Origin of the sequence: Klebsiella sp. EMBS2024 (assembly GCF_036233805.1) — a bacterium.
Taxonomy (GTDB): Bacteria; Pseudomonadota; Gammaproteobacteria; order Enterobacterales; family Enterobacteriaceae; genus Klebsiella; species Klebsiella pneumoniae.
On the sequence record NZ_JAZARW010000001.1, the window covers coordinates 4,735,213 to 4,755,708 of the forward strand.

Annotated in this window: 19 protein-coding genes and 1 rRNA gene (1 of these 20 only partly in view); 16 read left to right on the forward strand and 4 right to left on the reverse strand. The window is 56.9% G+C overall.

The genetic code is table 11. From position 1 onward, the window contains the following. Positions 1–27 precede the first annotated feature (27 nt). A complete protein-coding gene (locus VZP09_RS21720; protein WP_002883417.1) occupies positions 28–840 on the reverse strand; it encodes a dienelactone hydrolase family protein in 813 nt (270 codons plus the stop codon). Between the two features lie 272 nt (positions 841–1,112). On the opposite strand from VZP09_RS21720, the gene udp reads away from it, so the two are divergent. The 9 genes from udp (at position 1,113) to tatD (ending at position 9,079) form a co-directional block, all read left to right on the forward strand. Next, the gene (gene udp, locus VZP09_RS21725; RefSeq protein WP_328795404.1) at positions 1,113–1,874 is read left to right on the forward strand and encodes a uridine phosphorylase; all 762 of its coding nucleotides are present in this window, start codon (positions 1,113–1,115) and stop codon (positions 1,872–1,874) included. 135 nt (positions 1,875–2,009) lie between these two features. Then, complete coding sequence (gene rmuC / locus VZP09_RS21730) at positions 2,010–3,458, forward strand: DNA recombination protein RmuC (protein ID WP_004895061.1); 1,449 nt, start codon at positions 2,010–2,012, stop codon at positions 3,456–3,458. A 70-nt stretch (positions 3,459–3,528) separates the two neighbouring features. Next, positions 3,529–4,284: a bifunctional demethylmenaquinone methyltransferase/2-methoxy-6-polyprenyl-1,4-benzoquinol methylase UbiE gene (ubiE, locus tag VZP09_RS21735; RefSeq protein ID WP_002883421.1), complete on the forward strand. Its 756-nt coding sequence runs from the start codon at positions 3,529–3,531 to the stop codon at positions 4,282–4,284. Between the two features lie 13 nt (positions 4,285–4,297). Next, a complete protein-coding gene (ubiJ, locus tag VZP09_RS21740) occupies positions 4,298–4,903 on the forward strand; it encodes a ubiquinone biosynthesis protein UbiJ (RefSeq protein ID WP_201531583.1) in 606 nt (201 codons plus the stop codon). Beyond that, positions 4,900–6,540, forward strand: a complete 1,641-nt coding sequence (gene ubiB, locus VZP09_RS21745; RefSeq protein ID WP_032105229.1) for a ubiquinone biosynthesis regulatory protein kinase UbiB — start codon at positions 4,900–4,902, stop codon at positions 6,538–6,540. The genes ubiJ and ubiB overlap by 4 nt, the downstream gene beginning before the upstream one ends. Positions 6,541–6,669: 129 nt before the next feature. After that, entirely contained in the window at positions 6,670–6,921 is a 252-nt protein-coding gene (gene tatA / locus VZP09_RS21750) for a Sec-independent protein translocase subunit TatA (RefSeq protein ID WP_002883425.1), read from the forward strand. A 3-nt stretch (positions 6,922–6,924) separates the two neighbouring features. Next, the gene (gene tatB / locus VZP09_RS21755) at positions 6,925–7,461 is read left to right on the forward strand and encodes a Sec-independent protein translocase protein TatB (RefSeq protein ID WP_002883426.1); all 537 of its coding nucleotides are present in this window, start codon (positions 6,925–6,927) and stop codon (positions 7,459–7,461) included. A 2-nt stretch (positions 7,462–7,463) separates the two neighbouring features. Then, a complete protein-coding gene (gene tatC, locus VZP09_RS21760) occupies positions 7,464–8,243 on the forward strand; it encodes a Sec-independent protein translocase subunit TatC (RefSeq protein ID WP_328795405.1) in 780 nt (259 codons plus the stop codon). A gap of 32 nt (positions 8,244–8,275) precedes the next feature. After that, positions 8,276–9,079, forward strand: a complete 804-nt coding sequence (gene tatD, locus VZP09_RS21765) for a 3'-5' ssDNA/RNA exonuclease TatD (RefSeq protein ID WP_004146458.1) — start codon at positions 8,276–8,278, stop codon at positions 9,077–9,079. Here the strand turns inward: tatD and rfaH are convergent. Continuing rightward, a complete protein-coding gene (rfaH, locus tag VZP09_RS21770) occupies positions 9,076–9,564 on the reverse strand; it encodes a transcription/translation regulatory transformer protein RfaH (RefSeq protein ID WP_002883430.1) in 489 nt (162 codons plus the stop codon). The genes tatD and rfaH overlap by 4 nt on opposite strands. Before the next feature lie 178 nt (positions 9,565–9,742). Between rfaH and ubiD the strand changes: the two genes are divergently transcribed. Together ubiD and fre are read left to right on the forward strand one after the other, a co-directional pair. Continuing rightward, on the forward strand, positions 9,743–11,218 hold the full coding sequence (gene ubiD, locus VZP09_RS21775; RefSeq protein ID WP_009309755.1) for a 4-hydroxy-3-polyprenylbenzoate decarboxylase: 1,476 nt from the start codon (positions 9,743–9,745) through the stop codon (positions 11,216–11,218). A gap of 49 nt (positions 11,219–11,267) precedes the next feature. After that, complete coding sequence (gene fre, locus VZP09_RS21780) at positions 11,268–11,969, forward strand: NAD(P)H-flavin reductase (RefSeq protein WP_328795406.1); 702 nt, start codon at positions 11,268–11,270, stop codon at positions 11,967–11,969. A 106-nt stretch (positions 11,970–12,075) separates the two neighbouring features. Here fre and fadA read toward each other — a convergent pair whose 3' ends face one another. After that, positions 12,076–13,239 (reverse strand): acetyl-CoA C-acyltransferase FadA, encoded by a 1,164-nt coding sequence (gene fadA, locus VZP09_RS21785; protein WP_004150456.1) that lies wholly within the window; start codon positions 13,237–13,239, stop codon positions 12,076–12,078. A 9-nt stretch (positions 13,240–13,248) separates the two neighbouring features. Further along, on the reverse strand, positions 13,249–15,438 hold the full coding sequence (gene fadB, locus VZP09_RS21790; protein ID WP_004213300.1) for a fatty acid oxidation complex subunit alpha FadB: 2,190 nt from the start codon (positions 15,436–15,438) through the stop codon (positions 13,249–13,251). Between the two features lie 191 nt (positions 15,439–15,629). On the opposite strand from fadB, the gene pepQ reads away from it, so the two are divergent. The 5 genes from pepQ to VZP09_RS21815 all read left to right on the forward strand — a co-directional run. Further along, a complete protein-coding gene (gene pepQ / locus VZP09_RS21795) occupies positions 15,630–16,961 on the forward strand; it encodes a Xaa-Pro dipeptidase (protein ID WP_020804037.1) in 1,332 nt (443 codons plus the stop codon). Beyond that, positions 16,961–17,575, forward strand: a complete 615-nt coding sequence (locus VZP09_RS21800; protein ID WP_002883449.1) for an IMPACT family protein — start codon at positions 16,961–16,963, stop codon at positions 17,573–17,575. The genes pepQ and VZP09_RS21800 overlap by 1 nt, the downstream gene beginning before the upstream one ends. 38 nt (positions 17,576–17,613) lie before the next feature. Beyond that, a complete protein-coding gene (gene trkH / locus VZP09_RS21805) occupies positions 17,614–19,065 on the forward strand; it encodes a Trk system potassium transporter TrkH (protein ID WP_002883450.1) in 1,452 nt (483 codons plus the stop codon). An 11-nt stretch (positions 19,066–19,076) separates the two neighbouring features. Next, positions 19,077–19,610, forward strand: coding sequence for a menaquinone-dependent protoporphyrinogen IX dehydrogenase (gene hemG, locus VZP09_RS21810; protein WP_002883453.1), 534 nt, complete (start codon positions 19,077–19,079; stop codon positions 19,608–19,610). Between the two features lie 387 nt (positions 19,611–19,997). Then, positions 19,998–20,496, forward strand: a 16S ribosomal RNA gene (locus VZP09_RS21815); it runs 1,041 nt beyond the window's last position.

Consider the following 20,496-nt stretch of genomic DNA (forward strand, 5'->3'; position numbering starts at 1 on the left):
TGCCTCCTTTTTTCATGCTTAGGGCGATTACCCTTTTTTACCGCCATACTGAGCAAACCAGGCGAGCATCCGCTGCCAGCCGTCTTTGGCTGACTCTTCATGATAGCTGGCGCGATAGTCGGCGTTAAAGGCATGATCGGCTTCGGGATAGACCACGATTTCCGCCGTGGCGTTGGCTGCCCGCAGCGCCTGACGCATAGTCTCGACGGTGTCCTGCGGAATGCTGGCGTCTTTAGCGCCGTACAGACCAAGCACCGGGGCGTTGAGATCGACGGCGATATCTACCGGGTGCTTCGGCGAATTCAGTGATTTTTCTCCCACCAGCTTACCGTACCAGGCCACTGCCGCTTTAAGCTGCGGGTTATGCGCGGCATACAGCCAGGTAATGCGTCCGCCCCAGCAGAAGCCGGTGATCAGCAGACGATGGGCATCGCCGCCGTGGCGCGCCGCCCAGCTGGCGACGTGGTCGAGATCCGCCAGCACCTGCGCGTCCGGCACCTTGCTGACCAGCTCTTTGAACAGGGTCGGGATATCGTGGTACTCATTCGGATCGCCCTGACGGAAGTACAATTCAGGCGCGATAGCCAGATAGCCTTCCTGTGCCAGGCGGCGACAAAGATCGCGAATATGTTCATGCACGCCGAAAATTTCCTGTACCACGATAACGATCGGCAGCGGACCGTCGGCATTTTTCGGGCGGGCGTGGTAGGCCGGCATGTTTTCACCCTGAGAGGGAATCGACGTCTCTCCGGCGATAATATGCTCTTCCGGCGTATGAACGGCGGTTGCGGCGTGTGGTGAAGCTGCAGGTGCGAATCCAGGTTGCTTGGTGGTGGTCATGGTATTCTCCGTACCCTTATTTATTAGCGCATCAGTAACTATAGACCCTTTACCTTTAGTTCGGGCGGTAATAAAGCACAGTGCCTGAAAGCGGCTATCTTTTGTTCTGTGATGATGAATATAACTTGTTAATGTGATGTGCATCACTATTTACTGAAAAACAACTGCAATCATTATTGGTCTTGGTGACTATCATCACAAAATGTTGCCTGGGGCTTCTGTACAGTACCGTTTTGCTTCTGCTGATAATTCGACCCACAGAGGAGTTTTTTATGTCCAAGTCTGATGTTTTTCATCTCGGCCTCACCAAGAACGATTTACAAGGGGCTACGCTGGCTATCGTCCCTGGCGATCCGGAGCGTGTGGAAAAGATCGCCGCGCTGATGGATAAGCCGGTTAAGCTGGCATCTCACCGCGAATTTACCTCCTGGCGCGCGGAGCTGGACGGCACACCGGTGATCGTCTGCTCTACCGGCATCGGCGGCCCGTCGACTTCCATCGCCGTGGAAGAGCTGGCGCAGCTGGGGGTGCGTACCTTCCTGCGTATCGGCACCACCGGCGCGATTCAACCGCACATTAACGTTGGCGATGTGTTGGTGACTACCGCCTCCGTTCGTCTGGACGGCGCCAGCCTGCACTTCGCGCCGATGGAGTTCCCGGCCGTCGCAGACTTCGCCTGTACCACCGCGCTGGTGGAAGCGGCGAAATCAATCGGCGCCACCACCCATATCGGCGTGACTGCCTCCTCGGATACCTTCTACCCGGGCCAGGAGCGTTACGACACCTTCTCCGGCCNCGTGGTGAGCCGCTTCAAGGGCTCAATGGAAGAGTGGCAGGCAATGGGCGTGATGAACTATGAAATGGAATCCGCCACGCTGCTGACCATGTGCGCCAGCCAGGGCCTGCGCGCCGGGATGGTGGCTGGGGTTATCGTGAACCGTACCCAGCAAGAGATCCCTAACGCCGAAACCATGAAGCAAACCGAAAGCCACGCGGTGAAAATCGTCGTGGAAGCGGCGCGTCGTCTGCTGTAATTCAACTCTTTCCCTGTCAGGCCGGATCCTCCGGCCTTTCTTTTTTGCGTCGCCTCTCGCAGGAAATTCCTTTTAAACTGGACGTTTGTACAGCACAATTCTATTTTGTGTCATCAGGTTATCGCAGGGGGCGTCGTGGATCTCTCCATTATTATCAGCGCGGTTATCGCACTGGCAGCCGGGTTAATGGTCGGCTGGCTGGCGACCAAAGCGCGCGCCGATCAAATTCGGGCCGATCTCATCGAGGAACGGCGAGAGTTGGATATTGAGCTGAGCGCCGCCCGCCAGCAACTGGCGCAGGAGGCCCACTGGCGTGAGGAGTGTGAGCTGCTGAACAACGAGCTGCGCAGCCTACGGGATATCAATACCTCGCTCGAGGCCGATCTCCGTGAGGTCACTACCCGGCTCGAATCCACCCAGCTGCATGCGGAAGATAAGATCCGCCAGATGATGAACAGCGAGCAGCGCCTTAGCGAGCAGTTTGAAAACCTCGCCAACCGTATTTTCGAACACAGCAACCGGCGGGTCGATGAGCAAAACCGCCAGAGCCTGCATGGCCTGCTGACGCCGCTACGCGAACAGCTGGACGGGTTCCGCCGCCAGGTGCAGGAGAGCTTTGGCCAGGAGGCGCGTGAAAGACATACCCTGGCGCATGAGATCCGCAATCTGCAGCAGTTGAACGCGCAGATGGCACAGGAGGCGCTGAACCTGACCAAAGCGCTGAAGGGGGATAACAAAACTCAGGGCAACTGGGGGGAAGTGGTCTTAACCCGCGTGCTGGAGGCCTCCGGCCTGCGCGAAGGCTATGAGTACCAGACTCAGGTCAGTATTGAGACCGACAACCGCTCGCGGATGCAGCCGGACGTTATCGTGCGCCTGCCGCAGGGTAAGGACGTGGTGATCGACGCCAAAATGACCCTGGTCGCCTATGAGCGCTATTTCAACGCCGAAGACGACTACACCCGCGAAGTCGCGCTGCAGGAACACCTTGCCTCGGTGCGAAACCATATTCGCCTGCTGGGACGCAAGGATTATCAACAGCTGCCTGGCCTGCGCTCGCTCGACTATGTGCTGATGTTTATTCCCGTTGAGCCGGCGTTCCTGCTGGCCATCGATCGCCAGCCTGAGCTCATCAGCGAGGCGCTGCAAAATAATATTATGCTGGTTAGCCCGACGACGCTGCTGGTAGCCCTGCGCACTATCGCCAATCTGTGGCGCTATGAGCACCAGAGTCGTAACGCGCAAAAGATTGCCGAGCGGGCGGGGCGCCTTTACGACAAAATGCGCCTGTTTGTGGATGATATGTCCGCCATCGGCCAGAGCCTGGATAAGGCGCAAGAGAGCTATCGCCAGGCGATGAAAAAGCTCGCTTCCGGGCGTGGCAATCTGCTGGCCCAGGCGGAGGCCTTTCGCGGCCTGGGCGTGGAGGTCAAGCGCGGGATTAATCCTGATTTAGTCGAACAAGCTACGGCTCAGGACGAGCAATATCGTCTCGAAGATGAGGATAACCTGCCGGAAAATGACGCATTTTCACCCGACTCTGCCGAGACGGTGCGTAGCCGGGAGGCGGCTCCGCCATGCTGAAACGTATGGGAAATGCGCTGAGTCTGATACACTCAGTGAACATTTTCTTGAAAAGCAAGCAGGCATAGAGATGGTTGAGGATTCACAAGAAACGACGCACTTTGGCTTTCAGACGGTCGCTAAAGAGCAGAAAGCAGATATGGTGGCGCATGTATTCCATTCTGTGGCCGCAAAATATGATGTGATGAACGACCTGATGTCGTTTGGGATCCATCGTTTGTGGAAGCGTTTCACCATCGACTGCAGCGGCGTACGCCGCGGGCAGACCGTGCTGGATCTGGCTGGTGGTACCGGTGATTTGACGGCCAAGTTCTCCCGCCTGGTAGGGGAAACCGGCCGCGTCATGCTTGCTGATATCAATGATTCTATGCTCAAAATGGGCCGCGAAAAGCTGCGCAATATCGGCATCGTAGGCAACGTTGAGTATGTTCAGGCCAACGCGGAAGCCCTGCCTTTTGCTGATAATACCTTTGACTGCATCACCATCTCTTTCGGTCTGCGTAACGTGACCGACAAAGAGAAAGCGCTGCGTTCGATGTACCGCGTGCTGAAGCCGGGCGGACGTCTGCTGGTGCTGGAGTTTTCTAAACCCATTATCGAACCGCTGAGCAAAGCCTACGACGCTTACTCCTTCCATATCCTGCCGAAGGTGGGCGAGCTGGTGGCAAAAGATGGCGACAGCTATCGCTACCTGGCGGAATCTATTCGTATGCATCCGGACCAGGAAACCCTGAAAGGGATGATGCAGGATGCGGGCTTCGAAAACGTGGATTACTACAACCTGACGGCGGGTATCGTTGCTTTGCATCGCGGTTACAAGTTCTGACAGGAGGGACGCTATGCCTTTCACACCCCTGGTTACCGCTGGCATTGAAACGGCGCTGAATACTTTCCTCTGGCGCGACAAAGCGCTTAAACCCGCTCGCCAGCGCCTGCTGGGCAAGGTATTGCGGGTCCAGCTGCAGGATTTCGCCACGCCCGTGGTGCTGGTATTCAGCGAACGCCAGGTTGACGTCCTGAGCTCCTGGGACGGAGAGGCCGATTGCACCGTGATTACCCGGCTCAGCGTGCTGCCAAAACTGCGCAATCGTCAGCAGCTCACGGCGCTTATTCGCAGCAGTGATCTGGAAGTGCAGGGCGATCTGCAGGTGGTGCAGAATATGGTCTCCCTGTGCGACCTGGCAGAGTTTGATCCCGCTGAACTGCTGGCGCCCTATACCGGCGATATTGTGGCCGAAGGCGTCGGTAAAGTCCTGCGCGGCGGCGCTCAGTTTCTGCTGAAGGGCGCAGAGCGCCAGCAGCGCTATGTCGCGGAAGCGATCACTGAAGAGTGGTGCCTGGCGCCGGGGCCGCTGGAGCTGGCCTGGTTTGCTGAAGAGACAACGGCTATTGAGCGCGCGCTGGCCGCACTGGAAAAACGGCTGGAAACGCTGGAGGGCAAATGACGCCAGGAGAATTACGGCGCCTGTATTTCATCATCCACACCTTTTTGAGCTACGGGCTCGATGAGCTCATCCCCAAAATGCGCATCACGCTGCCGCTGCGTATCTGGCGGCGGATGCTGTTCTGGATGCCAAACCGCCATCAGGATCAGCCTCTTGGCGCCCGCCTTCGGCTGGCGCTCCAGGAGCTGGGGCCGGTGTGGATAAAATTCGGCCAGATGCTTTCCACCCGCCGGGATCTCTTTCCGCCGCATATTGCCGATCAGCTGGCGCTGTTGCAGGACCGCGTGGCGCCCTTTGAAGGGAAGCTCGCGCAGCAGCAGATAGAGAAAGCGATGGGGGGGCTGCCGGTCGAGGCCTGGTTTGATGATTTCTCCGTTGAGCCGTTAGCCTCGGCGTCCATCGCCCAGGTGCATACCGCGCGTCTGAAAGAGAATGGCAAAGAGGTGGTGATCAAGGTTATCCGCCCGGATATTTTGCCGATCATTAAAGCGGACATGAAGCTCATCTACCGCCTGGCGCGCTGGGTACCGCGTCTGCTGCCTGACGGTCGTCGTCTGCGCCCGCAGGAGGTAGTTCGTGAATATGAAAAAACGCTGCTGGATGAGCTGAACCTGCTGCGGGAATCCGCCAACGCTATTCAGCTGCGGCGTAATTTCGAAGACAGCCCGATGCTGTACGTGCCGGAGGTGTACCCCGACTACTGCAGCGAAAGCATGATGGTAATGGAGCGCATTTACGGTATCCCGGTGTCCGATGTGGAGGCGCTGGAGGCCCAGGGCACCAATATGCAGCTGCTGGCGGAGCGGGGCGTGCAGGTCTTCTTCACCCAGGTGTTCCGCGACAGCTTCTTCCATGCCGATATGCATCCTGGCAACATATTCGTCAGCTACGAGCATCCGGAAGATCCGCAGTATATCGGCATCGACTGCGGTATTGTCGGCTCACTGAACAAAGAAGATAAGCGCTATCTGGCGGAAAACTTTATCGCCTTTTTCAACCGCGATTATCGTAAAGTTGCCGAGCTGCACGTCGATTCCGGTTGGGTTCCGCCCGATACCAACGTTGAAGAGTTTGAGTTCGCGATCCGCACGGTCTGCGAGCCGATCTTTGAGAAGCCGCTGGCGGAGATCTCCTTCGGCCACGTGCTGCTTAATCTGTTCAATACCGCGCGGCGTTTCAATATGGAAGTCCAGCCGCAGCTCGTTTTACTACAGAAGACATTACTTTACGTAGAAGGGGTAGGCCGGCAGCTCTATCCTCAGTTAGACTTGTGGAAAACGGCGAAGCCTTTCCTCGAGTCGTGGATCAAAGATCAGGTCGGCATTCCGGCGCTGGTGCGCGCGTTTAAAGACAAAGCGCCGTTCTGGATCGAAAGAATGCCGGAAATACCTGAGCTGGTGTATCAGAGCCTGCAGCAGAGCAAACAGCTGCAGACCAGCGTCGATACTATTGTGCGGGATATGCATGTGCGTCATGTGCGCCAGGGCCAATCCCGTTACCTGTTTGGTATAGGCGCGGTTTTATTGCTCAGTGGTACGCTGCTCTTTATCCATCGCCCTGAGTGGGGAATGATGCCCGGTTGGCTGATGGCCGGCGGTGTGGTGACCTGGCTTATTGGCTGGCGGAAAACCCACTGATCGGTTCGCCTCTTCATGACGCAGGCTTATTTGCGCAAAATCATGTCGGCGGCCTGACGAAGAGGCGGCTCGCAGGATGGCGTGTATAATGCGTCCACACAATTCATCATCTGTCATAGGGGAACGTGTATGGGTGGTATCAGTATTTGGCAGTTATTAATTGTTGTCGTCATCGTAGTTCTGCTTTTTGGGACGAAGAAGCTGAGCTCGCTGGGGTCTGACTTAGGGGCATCTATCAAAGGCTTTAAAAAAGCCATGAGTGATGATGATAAACCCGAAAAGTCGGCGCCAGACGCAGATTTCACGGCGAAAACCATCGCCGATAAACAGGATGATGCAAAAAAAGACGAGACAAAACGCCACGACAAAGAGCAGGTGTAACTCGTGTTCGATATTGGTTTTAGTGAACTACTGCTGGTGTTTGTGATTGGCCTCATTGTTCTGGGGCCACAGCGGCTTCCCGTAGCGGTTAAAACGGTAGTTGGCTGGATCCGTACGTTACGCTCGCTGGCGACCACGGTACAAAATGAGCTGGCCCAGGAGCTAAAACTGCAGGAGTTCCAGGAGAGCCTGAAGAAGGTGGAAAAGGCTAGCCTGAATAACCTGACGCCGGAGCTGAAAGCCTCGATGGATGAACTGCGCGAGGCCGCGGAGTCGATGAAGCGCTCCTATAGCGCCCACGATCCCGAAAAAGCCAGCGACGAAGCCAATACCATCCTTAATCCGGTGGTCAAAGGCAGCGAAGCGCAGCGCCAGGACGTCACGCCGGCGACGGCAGAACATCAGGCCAGCGCTCCGGCTCATGCGCCAGATCCCGTTGCCGACGAGCAATCTGCTTCACCGGCTGACCTTCAGGCAGAGAAAACGTCCGCTACGGCGGCAGTTCCCCATTCTTCCCCCGCATCGAGTGATAAACCGTAAACATGGGCGTAGACGATACACAACCGCTAATTTCGCATCTGATTGAGCTGCGCAAGCGTCTGCTCAACAGCATCATTGCTATTCTGGTGATCTTCCTGGCGCTGGTCTATTTCGCCAATGATATCTACCAGCTGGTCTCGGCCCCGCTTATCAGTAAGATGCCAGTGGGCGCGACGATGATCGCCACCGATGTCGCTTCACCTTTCTTTACGCCGATAAAGTTGACCTTCATGGTGTCGGTGATCCTGTCGGTGCCGATTATTCTTTACCAGGTATGGGCCTTCGTCGCGCCGGCGTTGTATAAGCACGAACGCCGGCTGGTGGTGCCTTTACTGGTATCCAGTACCCTGCTGTTCTATATCGGCATGGCTTTCGCCTATTTTGTCGTGTTTCCGCTGGCGTTCGGCTTCCTGACCCATGCGGCGCCGGAAGGGGTGCTGGTCTCGACCGATATTCGCAGCTATCTCGACTTCGTGATGGCGCTGTTTATGGCATTCGGGGTCTCCTTTGAGGTGCCGGTCGCCATTGTGTTGCTCTGCTGGATGGGCGTTACCACGCCGGAAGACTTGCGTAAAAAAAGGCCGTATGTGCTGGTGGGTGCCTTCGCGGTGGGCATGCTGCTGACGCCGCCGGACGTATTCTCGCAGACACTGCTGGCCATTCCGATGTACTGTCTGTTTGAAGTCGGGGTGTTCTTCGCCCGCTTCTACACCGGGAAGCGCCTGACGCGCGATGACGACGCCGCGGCCGAAGCTGAAGCCGCAGAGCACAGAGAAGAGTAATACCGCCAACCGCCCGTCAGGGCGGTTGGCATATGGGAGCGATCATGTTTGATATCGGCGTTAATCTGACCAGTTCGCAGTTTTCCCGCGATCATGATGAGGTAGTAGCGCGCGCCCTGGCGGCGGGGGTTAACGGCATGCTGCTGACCGGCACAAATTTGGCGGAGAGCCAGCAGGCGCAGAAACTGGCGAGCCGCTATTCCGGCTGCTGGTCCACGGCGGGAGTTCATCCCCATGACGGTAGCAGCTGGACGCCAGCGGTCGCCGAGGCGATTTATACCCTCGCCGGCGAGCCGCAGGTGGTGGCGATAGGCGAGTGCGGTCTGGATTTTAACCGGAATTTTTCCACGCCGCACGAGCAGGAGGTAGCGTTCAGCGCCCAGTTGGCGCTGGCCGCTGAGCTGTCGATGCCGGTGTTTTTGCACTGCCGCGACGCCCACGATCGGTTTCTGACGCTGCTTAAACCCTGGCTTGAGAAGATCCCGGGCGCGGTGCTGCACTGCTTTACCGGCAGCCGCAGTGAGGTGCAGGAATGCCTGGATCTGGGCCTGTTTATCGGTATTACCGGTTGGGTATGCGATGAGCGGCGGGGACTGGAGCTGCGCGAGCTGCTGCCGGCGATCCCGGCGGAACGTCTGCTGCTGGAGACCGATGCGCCTTATCTGCTGCCGCGCGACCTCAAGCCGAAACCGGCCTCGCGGCGTAACGAGCCCGCGTATTTGCCGCATATCCTGGCCAGCGTCGCGGCCTGGCGTGGCGAGGAGGCGCAATGGCTGGAGGCGCAAACGGACGCAAACGTCAGGGCGCTGTTTGGCGTCGACATTAACGGCGTTTAGATTTTCTGGAAGTCGGTATTTTTAACGCTCTGCAGGACTTGCTTATTCAGCAGGTTTAACAGCAACATAGAGCGCGCTTCGCCGTCGGGCTCGGTGAAGATCGCCTCCAGGCCTTCAAACGCGCCGTCGGTGATTAGCACGCTATCGCCCTCATGCGGCGTTTCCGGGTCGGTAATCCCTTCCGGTTTGTAGATAGAAAGCTGATGGATGACCGCCGAGGGGACGATAGCGGGTAGGGCGCCAAAGCGCACGAAGTTGTTAACCCCGCGAGTGGCGCTGATGGTGGTGGTATGAATCACCTCTGGATCGAACTCAATAAACAGGTAGTTCGGGAACAACGGTTCGCTGACCATGGTGCGTTTACCGCGAATGATTTTTTCCAGCGCAATCGTCGGCATCAGGCAGTTAACTGACTGACGTTCCAGATGTTCCTGGGCTCGTTGTAGCTGCCCACGTTTGCAATACAGTAAGTACCAGGCTTGCATAATGACTCATTCCACTTCTAATAACGGCAAGCATAACAAATGGCTGGTGTAATCGCGAAAGCCATTATAATTGAAATCCAAATTTCAGCGTTCTTTCACGCTAATTTAACAAAATTACAGCATCGCGCCGTCGAACACCGTATAATTAGCCGCCTGTAGAGAGGTCAATAACACTTCCATGAAATATCACGATCTTCGCGACTTTCTGACACTCCTGGAACAACAGGGCGAACTAAAACGTATCACTCTGCCGGTCGATCCTCACCTGGAAATCACCGAAATTGCCGACCGGACTCTGCGCGCCGGCGGCCCGGCGCTGCTGTTTGAGAATCCGAAAGGCTATACCATGCCGGTGCTGTGCAATCTGTTCGGCACGCCGCGTCGCGTGGCGTTGGGGATGGGGCAGGAGGATGTCAGTTCGCTGCGCGAGGTGGGTAAACTGTTGGCCTTTCTGAAAGAACCTGAGCCGCCAAAAGGCTTCCGCGACCTGTTTGATAAGCTGCCGCAGTTCAAGCAAGTGCTGAATATGCCGACCAAACGCCTGCGCGGCGCCCCCTGTCAGCAAAAAATCATCCAGGGCGATGATGTCGACCTGAATAAAATCCCGATTATGACCTGCTGGCCGGAAGATGCCGCGCCGCTGATCACCTGGGGGTTGACGGTAACCCGCGGGCCGCACAAAGAGCGGCAGAACCTGGGGATTTATCGCCAGCAGCTGATCGGCAAAAACAAACTGATTATGCGCTGGCTGTCTCATCGCGGCGGCGCGCTGGATTTCCAGGAGTGGTGCGCGGCGCGTCCGGGCGAACGCTTCCCGGTTTCCGTGGCGCTTGGCGCCGATCCGGCAACCATTCTTGGCGCGGTGACGCCGGTGCCCGATACCCTGTCGGAATATGCCTTCGCAGGCCTGCTGCGCGGCACCAAGACCGAAGTGGTTAAGTGCGTTTCCAATGACCTTGAAGTGCCGGCCAGCGCGGAAATTGTGCTAGAAGGCTACATTGAGGCCGGTGAAATGGCGCCGGAAGGCCCGTATGGCGACCACACCGGTTACTACAATGAAGTAGACCAGTTCCCGGTGTTTACGGTAACCCATATTACCCAGCGTGAAGACGCGATTTATCATTCTACCTATACCGGCCGACCGCCCGATGAGCCAGCGGTGCTGGGCGTGGCACTGAATGAAGTCTTTGTGCCGATCCTGCAAAAGCAGTTCCCGGAAATCGTTGATTTCTATCTGCCGCCGGAAGGGTGCTCCTATCGCCTGGCGGTGGTGACCATGAAAAAACAGTACGCGGGACATGCCAAGCGCGTAATGATGGGCGTCTGGTCGTTCCTGCGCCAGTTTATGTACACCAAGTTCGTGATTGTCTGCGATGACGACGTCAATGCACGCGACTGGAACGATGTGATTTGGGCGATCACTACCCGTATGGACCCGGCTCGTGATACGGTACTGGTAGAGAATACGCCAATTGATTATCTGGATTTTGCCTCGCCGGTTTCCGGCCTGGGTTCAAAAATGGGGCTGGATGCCACCAATAAATGGCCTGGCGAAACCCAGCGTGAATGGGGTCGCCCAATCAAAAAAGATCCTGCCGTTACGGCGCGTATTGACGCCATCTGGGATGAACTGGCCATCTTTAAACAACAGTAAGCGGGGCTAACGCCGCTGTTTTGCTCTATTGACCCGACAGAGGGGACGCATGACAACCTTAAGCTGTAAAGTGACCTCGGTGGAGGCGATTACCGATACCGTATATCGTGTTCGATTAGTGCCGGAAGCGGCATTTTCCTTCCGTGCCGGCCAGTATCTGATGGTGGTAATGGATGAGCGCGACAAGCGCCCGTTCTCCATGGCTTCCACGCCGGCGGAACAGGAATTTATCGAGCTGCATATCGGCGCCTCGGAGCTCAATCTGTACGCGATGGCGGTCATGGATCGCATTCTGAAAGAGCGTGAAATTGAGGTTGATATTCCGCATGGCGAAGCGTGGCTGCGCGATGACGAAGATCGCCCGCTGATTCTGATCGCCGGCGGTACCGGATTCTCTTATGTGCGTTCTATTCTGTTAAGCGCGCTGGCGCGTAACCCTGATCGCGATATCGCCATTTATTGGGGCGGCCGCGAGGCTAAGCATCTGTACGATCTGGCCGAGCTGGAAGCGTTAAGCATCAAGCATCCGAATCTGCGCATCGAGCCGGTGGTCGAACAGCCGGAAGAAAGGTGGCGTGGTCGCTCCGGTACGGTACTCACCGCCGTGCTGCAGGATTACGGTACGCTGGCCGAGCATGACATCTACATTGCCGGTCGTTTTGAGATGGCCAAGATCGCTCGCGACCTGTTCTGTAATGAGCGCGGCGCGCGTGAAGATCGCCTGTTTGGCGATGCGTTTGCGTTTATCTGAAAATAAAAAACCCGCCCCTGACAGGCGGGAAGAACGGCAACTAAACCTGCTCTCTTCGCCATAGCCGCCAGGTTCTGGTGGCAATGGCGTTGAGATACCCTTTCGCTTAAACCCGCTCAAACACGGTAGCGATCCCTTGTCCCAGGCCGATACACATGGTGGCGAGGCCGAACTGAGCGTCTTTGCGCTCCATCTGGTTGATCAGCGTGGTGCTAATACGCGCCCCGGAACAGCCCAGCGGATGACCGAGCGCGATCGCCCCGCCGTTGAGGTTGATCTTCTCATCGATCTGCTCCATTAAGCCCAGATCTTTAATACACGGTAGGATCTGCGCGGCAAATGCTTCATTCATTTCAAAAACGTCGATATCGCTGGTGGATAAGCCCGCTTTTTTCAGCGCCAGCTTTGAGGCCGGAACCGGGCCATAACCCATAATGGACGGGTCGCAGCCGACCACCGCCATTGAACGGACGCGAGCGCGCGGCTTCAGCCCCAGCTCGCGAGCGCGGCTTTCGCTCATCAGCAGCATCGCCGCTGCGCCATCGGAAAGGGCGGAAGAGGTACCCGCCGTTACCGTACCGGTCACCGGGTCAAACGCCGGTTTAAGCGTGGACAGCGTCTCGACGGTGGTTTCCGGGCGGATCACCTCGTCATAGTTAAAGGACTTGAGTACGCCATCGGCATCGTGGCCGCCGGTGGGGATAATCTCCGCTTTGAATGCGCCGGACTGGGTTGCGGCCCAGGCACGAGCGTGAGAGCGCGCGGCGAACTGATCCTGCATCTCGCGGCTAATACCGTGCAGACGCGCCAGCATCTCCGCAGTCAGCCCCATCATCCCTGCCGCCTTTGCCACGTTGCGGCTGAGGCCCGGATGGAAATCGACGCCGTGGCTCATTGGCACATGGCCCATGTGCTCGACGCCGCCAATCAGGCAGACGCTGGCATCGCCGGTCATGATCATACGGGCCGCATCGTGCAGCGCCTGCATGGAAGAACCGCACAGACGGTTGACCGTATTTGCTGGTACCGAATGCGGGATCTCCGCCAGCAGCGCCGCGTTACGGGCGATGTTAAAACCCTGCTCGAGGGTTTGCTGCACGCAACCCCAGTAGATATCGTCTATCGCGCTTGCCTCAAGCGACGGATTGCGCGACAGCAGGCTACGCATCAGGTGCGCGGAGAGGTCTTCCGCGCGCACGTGGCGAAATGCGCCGCCCTTCGAACGGCCCATCGGGGTGCGAATTGCATCGACAATGACAACCTGTTCCATTGTGACTCCTTAAGCCGTTTTCAGAGCGCCAACCGGACGGGCTGGCTCTACCTGGGGATAATACGCTTCGTTATGGCGCGCTTTGTCACGCAGACCGGCTGGCACTTCATACAGCGGGCCAAGGTGCTGGTATTGCTGCGCCATATCGAGATACTTCGCGCTGCCGATGGTGTCCAGCCAGCGGAATGCGCCGCCGTGGAACGGAGGGAAGCCCAGGCCGTATACCAGCGCCATATCCGCTTCCGCCGGGCTGGCGATAATGCCTTCTTCCAGGCAGCGGACGACTTCGTTAACCATGGGGATCATCATGCGGGCGATAATCTCTTCATCGCTGAAATCGCGCTTCGACTGGCTGACGTCGGCCAGCAGGCTGTCGACGGCAGCATCTTCTTCTTTCTTCGGCTTACCTTTGCTGTCGTCTTTATAGCGCCAGAAGCCGAGGCCGTTCTTCTGGCCGAAACGGTTGGCGTCAAACAGGGCGTCGATGGCGTCGCGATAATCTTTCTGCATCCGCTGCGGGAAGCCCGCCGCCATGACCGCCTGAGCATGGTGCGCGGTATCGATGCCGACCACGTCCAGCAGATAAGCCGGGCCCATCGGCCAGCCAAACTGTTTCTCCATCACTTTGTCGACTTTGCGGAAGTCCGCTCCGTCGCGCAGCAGCTGGCTGAAGCCGGCGAAGTAGGGGAACAGTACCCGGTTGACGAAGAAGCCGGGACAATCATTCACCACAATCGGCGTTTTGCCCATTTTGCTGGCCCAGGCCACCACTTTGGCAATGGTATTATCCGAGGTTTTTTCGCCGCGGATCACTTCAACCAGCGGCATGCGATGCACCGGGTTAAAGAAGTGCATACCGCAGAAGTTTTCCGGGCGCTGCAGAACGCTGGCCAGCTCGCTGATGGGGATCGTTGAGGTGTTGGACGCCAGCACGGTATCCGGGCGCACTTTTGTCTCGGTTTCCGCTAGTACGGCTTTCTTCACTTTCGGGTTTTCCACCACCGCTTCAACAACCACGTCGACGCGGTCAAAACCGCTGTATTCCAGCGTTGGCTGAATGGTGCTAATCACTCCGGCCAGCTTCAGACCGTCGATTTTGCCGCGTTCCAGCTGTTTATTCAGCAGCTTCGCCGCTTCGGTCATGCCAAGGGTCAGCGATTTGTCGCTGATGTCTTTCATCACCACCGGCACGCCCTTCCAGGCCGACTGGTAAGCGATACCGCCGCCCATAATGCCAGCGCCCAGGACGGCAGCATGCTTCGGCGTCTCGACATCTTTGGTCAGCTTTTTCGCTTTCGCTTTGACGTACTGGTCGTTCAGGAAGATACCAACCAGCGCGCGGGCCTCATTGGTATGGGCCAGCGGGACAAAGCTTTTATTTTCCAGCACCAGGGCTTCTTCACGACCAAGACGCGCGGCGGCTTCAATGGTTTTGACCGCGGTGATCGGCGCCGGGTAATGCTTCCCGGCGGTTTGCGCGACCATGCCTTTGGCAATCGTGAAGCTCATGGCGGCTTCAATTTTGCTGAGCTTCAGCGGCTCCAGCTTCGGCTGACGTTTCGCTTTCCAGTCCAGGTCGCCATTCATGGCCTGACGTAGGATCGCCAGCGCGCCGTCGCGTAGTTTTTCCGCAGCGACCACGCCATCCACCAGGCCGATTTTCAGTGCTTGATCGGCGCCGACGTCTTTCCCGGCGGCAATAATTTCCAGCGCGCTATCGGCGCCGAGCAGGCGCGGCAGACGCACGGAACCGCCGAAGCCCGGCATAATGCCGAGCTTGGTCTCTGGCAGCCCAATGCGCAGGTCCGGCGTCGCCAGGCGGTAATCGGTCGCCAGCACGCATTCGCAGCCGCCGCCCAGCGCATAGCCATTGACGGCAGAGATAGTGGGGACGGGGAGATCTTCCAGACGATTGAAGACGCTGTTAGCAAAATGCAGCCACTGGCTTAACTGCTCCTCAGGGACCAGGAACAGCGAGAGGAATTCGGTGATATCCGCGCCGACGATAAATGCCGCTTTTTCAGAGCGCAGCAGCAGACCTTTGAGATCGCTTTGTTTTTCCAGTACGTCCAGCGCATGACCGAGGCTGGCTACGGTTGCGGTATCAAGCTTGTTGACCGAACCTGGGGCATCGAACACCAGTTCGGCGATGCCATCTTCCAGCCAGTCGAGGTACAGGGTGTCGCCTTTGTAGAGCATGTCAGTCTCCTGAATCCAGCAATATGATCTGGTCATACCAGATGAAACGGAGTGTGGAATTTATGTTAAAGAATTGCAAATTACTCTTTAAATAATTGCTGGTCGGATCACATCCGGCGGAAATCACCCGCACGCAGGTCGATGTGCTAAGATGCGGTGTATCACGATCCCATAAAAGCAAAGGATAAAAGATGGAATCCCTGGCCGCGCTCTATAAAAATCATATTGTTACCCTACAAGAACGTACCCGCGACGTCCTGGCCCGTTTTCAAATGGATGCTCTGCTGATTCACTCCGGCGAGCTGGTTAACGTCTTCCTTGATGACCATCCGTACCCGTTCAAGGTCAATCCGCAGTTCAAAGCCTGGGTGCCTGTGATTCAGGTGCCTAACTGCTGGCTGCTGGTGGACGGTGTGAATAAACCGAAGCTGTGGTTCTATCTGCCGGTAGATTACTGGCATAACGTTGAGCCGTTGCCGACCTCTTTCTGGACCGAAGAGATAGACGTGATCGCGCTACCGAAGGCCGATGGCATCGGCAGCCAGCTGCCTGCTGCTCGCGGTAATATTGGCTATATCGGTCCGGTGCCTGAGCGCGCGCTGGGCCTGGGTATCGCCGCGGATAAGATCAACCCGAAAGGGGTTATCGACTACCTGCATTACTACCGGGCTTACAAAACCGATTACGAGCTGGCCTGCATGCGTGAAGCGCAGAAGTCGGCGGTGAATGGTCATCGTGCGGCCTACGAAGCTTTCCAGTCGGGAATGAGCGAATTCGATATCAACCAGGCCTATCTCACCGCCACCGGCCATCGTGATACCGACGTGCCTTACAGCAATATTGTCGCGCTGAATGAGCATGCCTCCGTCCTGCACTACACCAAACTGGACCATCGTGCCCCGGCGGAGATGCGCAGTTTCCTGCTCGACGCCGGTGCGGAATATAACGGCTATGCCGCAGATCTGACGCGCACCTGGGCGGCGCACGGCGATAACGACTTTGCCCATCTGATCAAAGACGTTAACGATGAGCAGCTGGCGCTGATTAGTACCATGAAGGCCGGTACCAGTTACATTGATTACCATATCCAGTTCCATCAGCGTATCGCGAAGCTGTTGCGTAAACACCAGTTGGTTACCGACATGAGCGAAGAGGCGATGGTGGAGAATGACCTGACCGGGCCGTTTATGCCGCACGGGATTGGCCATCCGCTGGGTCTGCAGGTGCATGATGTTGCGGGCTTTATGCAGGACGATACCGGTACGCATCTGGCGGCGCCGTCGAAATATCCGTACCTGCGCTGCACCCGTATTATCGAGCCGCGTATGGTGCTGACCATTGAACCCGGCATCTACTTCATCGAGTCGTTACTGGCGCCGTGGCGTGAAGGCCCATTCAGCAAGCACTTCAACTGGCAAAAAATTGACGCCATGAAGCCGTTTGGCGGGATCCGTATCGAAGATAACGTGGTGGTTCACGAAAACAGCATCGAAAATATGACGCGCGATCTGAAGCTGGCCTGATGGAGAGCTGGTTAATCCCGGCGGCGCCGGTTACCGTCGTTGAGGAGATTAAAAAAAGCCGTTTTATCACGCTGTTGGCGCATACCGACGGCGTGGCGGCGGCAAAAGCTTTTGTCGAGTCCGTCAGAGCGGATCATCCTGATGCCCGCCACCACTGCGTGGCGTGGGTCGCGGGGCCGCCTGATGATTCGCAACAGTTGGGGTTTTCAGACGATGGCGAACCGGCGGGAACGGCGGGTAAACCGATGCTGGCGCAGCTGATGGGAAGCGGCGTCGGCGAGATAACCGCTGTCGTCGTGCGTTACTACGGTGGTATCCTGCTGGGCACCGGTGGTCTGGTTAAGGCCTATGGCGGCGGGGTGCATCAGGCGCTGGCGCAGCTGACGACGCTGCGCAAGACGCCGTTAACGGCATATACTTTGCAGTGTGAGTATGGGCAACTGGCCGGCGTCGAAGCGCTGCTCGCCCAATTCTCCGGAAACGTCGTTGAAAGCGAATATCTGGCGTCAGTTCGGCTGCGCGTGGCGCTTCCCCAGGCCGAAGTGGCGGCTTTTTCAGCAAGACTGGCTGATTTTAGTCGTGGTTCATTGCAATTACTGAAGATTAACGAATAATCCCCTCTGTTTTTTGCCTATCAAAGGAAGCGCCAGAGATGCATTTTCGCGCCATAACCCGAATCGTTGGACTGCTGGTCATCTTGTTTTCGGGGACGATGATCGTCCCGGGATTAGTGGCCCTGATATATCGCGATGGCGCGGGACGGGCCTTCACTCAAACCTTCTTTGTCGCTCTGGCGATCGGCTCCATGCTGTGGTGGCCGAACCGTAAGCAAAAAGGCGAACTGAAATCTCGTGAAGGGTTTCTGATCGTGGTGCTGTTCTGGACCGTGCTGGGGAGCGTGGGGGCCTTGCCCTTTATCTTCTCCGAACAGCCGAACCTGACGGTGACGGATGCCTTCTTCGAGTCATTTTCCGGCCTGACGACGACCGGGGCGACCACTCTGGTGGGGCTGGACTCGCTTCCGCACGCTATCCTCTTTTATCGCCAGATGCTGCAGTGGTTCGGCGGCATGGGGATCATTGTGCTGGCGGTAGCGATTCTGCCTATCCTCGGTGTCGGGGGGATGCAGCTCTACCGCGCGGAAATGCCCGGCCCGCTGAAGGATAACAAGATGCGTCCGCGTATTGCCGAGACGGCGAAGACATTGTGGCTCATCTATGTGTTACTCACAATCGCCTGCGCATTGGCGCTCTGGTTTGCCGGTATGCCGGCGTTCGATGCGATCGGGCACAGTTTCGCCACCATCGCCATCGGCGGTTTCTCGACTCACGATGCCAGCGTCGGCTATTTCAACAGCCCGATGATCAACTCCATCATTGCCATCTTCCTGCTGATCTCCGGCTGTAATTACGGTCTGCATTTTTCGTTGTTGAGCGGACGCAGCCTGAAGGTGTACTGGCGCGACCCCGAATTTAGGATGTTCATTGGCGTCCAGTTGACGCTGGTCATCGTCTGTACGCTGGTGCTATGGCTTCATAACGTGTACGGCTCGGTGTTGACGACGCTGAACCAGGCGTTTTTCCAGGTGGTGTCGATGGCGACCACCGCGGGGTTCACCACCGATAGTATTGCACGCTGGCCGCTGTTCCTTCCGGTGCTGTTGCTGTGCTCCGCATTTATCGGCGGCTGCGCTGGCTCCACGGGCGGTGGATTAAAAGTGATCCGTATTCTGTTGCTGTTCAAGCAGGGCAACCGTGAGCTGAAGCGGCTGGTGCACCCGAATGCGGTGTATAGCATTAAATTAGGTAACCGCGCGCTGCCGGAACGTATTCTGGAAGCGGTATGGGGATTCTTCTCCGCCTATGCGCTGGTCTTTATCATTAGTATGCTGGCGATTATCGCCACCGGGGTGGATGACTTCTCTGCTTTCGCCTCCGTGGTGGCGACATTGAACAACCTCGGGCCTGGGCTCGGCGTCGTCGCGGATAACTTTGCCACCATGAACCCGGTCGCGAAATGGATCCTGATTGCTAATATGCTGTTTGGTCGTCTGGAAGTGTTCACCTTACTGGTGCTCTTTACCCCCACTTTCTGGCGCGAATAACAGGAGTGCTCGTGAAAACTTTAATTCTCTTCTCCACCCGCGACGGGCAGACCCGTGAAATTGCTTCGTTTCTCGCCTCTGAGCTTAAAGAGCTGGGCATCGATGCGGACACCCTGAACCTGAACCGTACCGATGTCGTCGAATGGCATCACTACGATCGGGTGGTCATTGGCGCGTCGATTCGCTACGGGCACTTTCATCCGGCGGTGGACCGCTTTGTGAAAAAGCATCTGGCAGCATTGCAGGCGCTGCCGGGGGCATTCTTTTCGGTTAACCTGGTGGCGCGTAAACCCGAGAAGCGCACGCCGCAGACCAACAGCTATACGCGTAAGTTTCTGCTGAACTCGCCGTGGCAGCCGCAGAGCTGCGCGGTATTTGCCGGCGCGCTGCGCTACCCGCGCTACAGCTGGTACGATCGGTTTATGATCCGCCTGATTATGAAAATGACCGGGGGTGAAACGGATACCCGCAAAGAAGTGGTCTATACCGACTGGCAACAGGTATCCCGGTTTGCTCGGGAAATCGCACAAATGGCGCGCAAATAGCGCGTAAAACTCGCGTTGTGATGGAAAATCGAGCGAACGAAAAGTTTTTTTGCATTTCCCCTTGTCACCTCAGAATTACTCCCTATAATGCGCCTCCACTGACACGGAACAACGGCAAACAAGCCGCCGGGTCAGCGGGGTTCCGGTGAGAACCTCGCAGAGAAAAGCAAAAATAAATGCTTGACTCTGCAGCGGGAAAGCGTAATATGCACACCCCGCGCCGCAGCGAAAACGAAGCGGCACTGCTCTTTAACAATTTATCAGACAATCTGTGTGGGCACTCAAAGTGACATGGATTCTTAACGTCCTCGGACGAAAAATGAATACCAAGTCTCAAGAGTGAACACGTAATTCATTACGAAGTTTAATTCTTTGAGCATCAAACTTAAATTGAAGAGTTTGATCATGGCTCAGATTGAACGCTGGCGGCAGGCCTAACACATGCAAGTCGAGCGGTAGCACAGAGAGCTTGCTCTCGGGTGACGAGCGGCGGACGGGTGAGTAATGTCTGGGAAACTGCCTGATGGAGGGGGATAACTACTGGAAACGGTAGCTAATACCGCATAATGTCGCAAGACCAAAGTGGGGGACCTTCGGGCCTCATGCCATCAGATGTGCCCAGATGGGATTAGCTAGTAGGTGGGGTAACGGCTCACCTANGCGACGATCCCTAGCTGGTCTGAGAGGATGACCAGCCACACTGGAACTGAGACACGGTCCAGACTCCTACGGGAGGCAGCAGTGGGGAATATTGCACAATGGGCGCAAGCCTGATGCAGCCATGCCGCGTGTGTGAAGAAGGCCTTCGGGTTGTAAAGCACTTTCAGCGGGGAGGAAGGCGGTGAGGTTAATAACCTCATCGATTGACGTTACCCGCAGAAGAAGC

Bases quoted from the DNA above. Each gene is read 5' to 3' on its own strand.
- fre (WP_328795406.1), top strand. From the start codon at position 11,268: ATGACAACCTTAAGCTGTAAAGTGACCTCGGTGGAGGCGATTACCGAT.
- VZP09_RS21800 (WP_002883449.1), top strand. From the start codon at position 16,961: ATGGAGAGCTGGTTAATCCCGGCGGCGCCGGTTACCGTCGTTGAGGAG.
- trkH (WP_002883450.1), top strand. From the start codon at position 17,614: ATGCATTTTCGCGCCATAACCCGAATCGTTGGACTGCTGGTCATCTTG.
- tatA (WP_002883425.1), top strand. From the start codon at position 6,670: ATGGGTGGTATCAGTATTTGGCAGTTATTAATTGTTGTCGTCATCGTA.
- ubiE (WP_002883421.1), top strand. From the start codon at position 3,529: ATGGTTGAGGATTCACAAGAAACGACGCACTTTGGCTTTCAGACGGTC.
- tatC (WP_328795405.1), top strand. From the start codon at position 7,464: ATGGGCGTAGACGATACACAACCGCTAATTTCGCATCTGATTGAGCTG.
- VZP09_RS21720 (WP_002883417.1), bottom strand. From the start codon at position 840: ATGACCACCACCAAGCAACCTGGATTCGCACCTGCAGCTTCACCACAC.
- ubiJ (WP_201531583.1), top strand. From the start codon at position 4,298: ATGCCTTTCACACCCCTGGTTACCGCTGGCATTGAAACGGCGCTGAAT.
- ubiD (WP_009309755.1), top strand. From the start codon at position 9,743: ATGAAATATCACGATCTTCGCGACTTTCTGACACTCCTGGAACAACAG.
- fadB (WP_004213300.1), bottom strand. From the start codon at position 15,438: ATGCTCTACAAAGGCGACACCCTGTACCTCGACTGGCTGGAAGATGGC.
- rfaH (WP_002883430.1), bottom strand. From the start codon at position 9,564: ATGCAAGCCTGGTACTTACTGTATTGCAAACGTGGGCAGCTACAACGA.
- ubiB (WP_032105229.1), top strand. From the start codon at position 4,900: ATGACGCCAGGAGAATTACGGCGCCTGTATTTCATCATCCACACCTTT.
- pepQ (WP_020804037.1), top strand. From the start codon at position 15,630: ATGGAATCCCTGGCCGCGCTCTATAAAAATCATATTGTTACCCTACAA.
- fadA (WP_004150456.1), bottom strand. From the start codon at position 13,239: ATGGAACAGGTTGTCATTGTCGATGCAATTCGCACCCCGATGGGCCGT.
- tatD (WP_004146458.1), top strand. From the start codon at position 8,276: ATGGGAGCGATCATGTTTGATATCGGCGTTAATCTGACCAGTTCGCAG.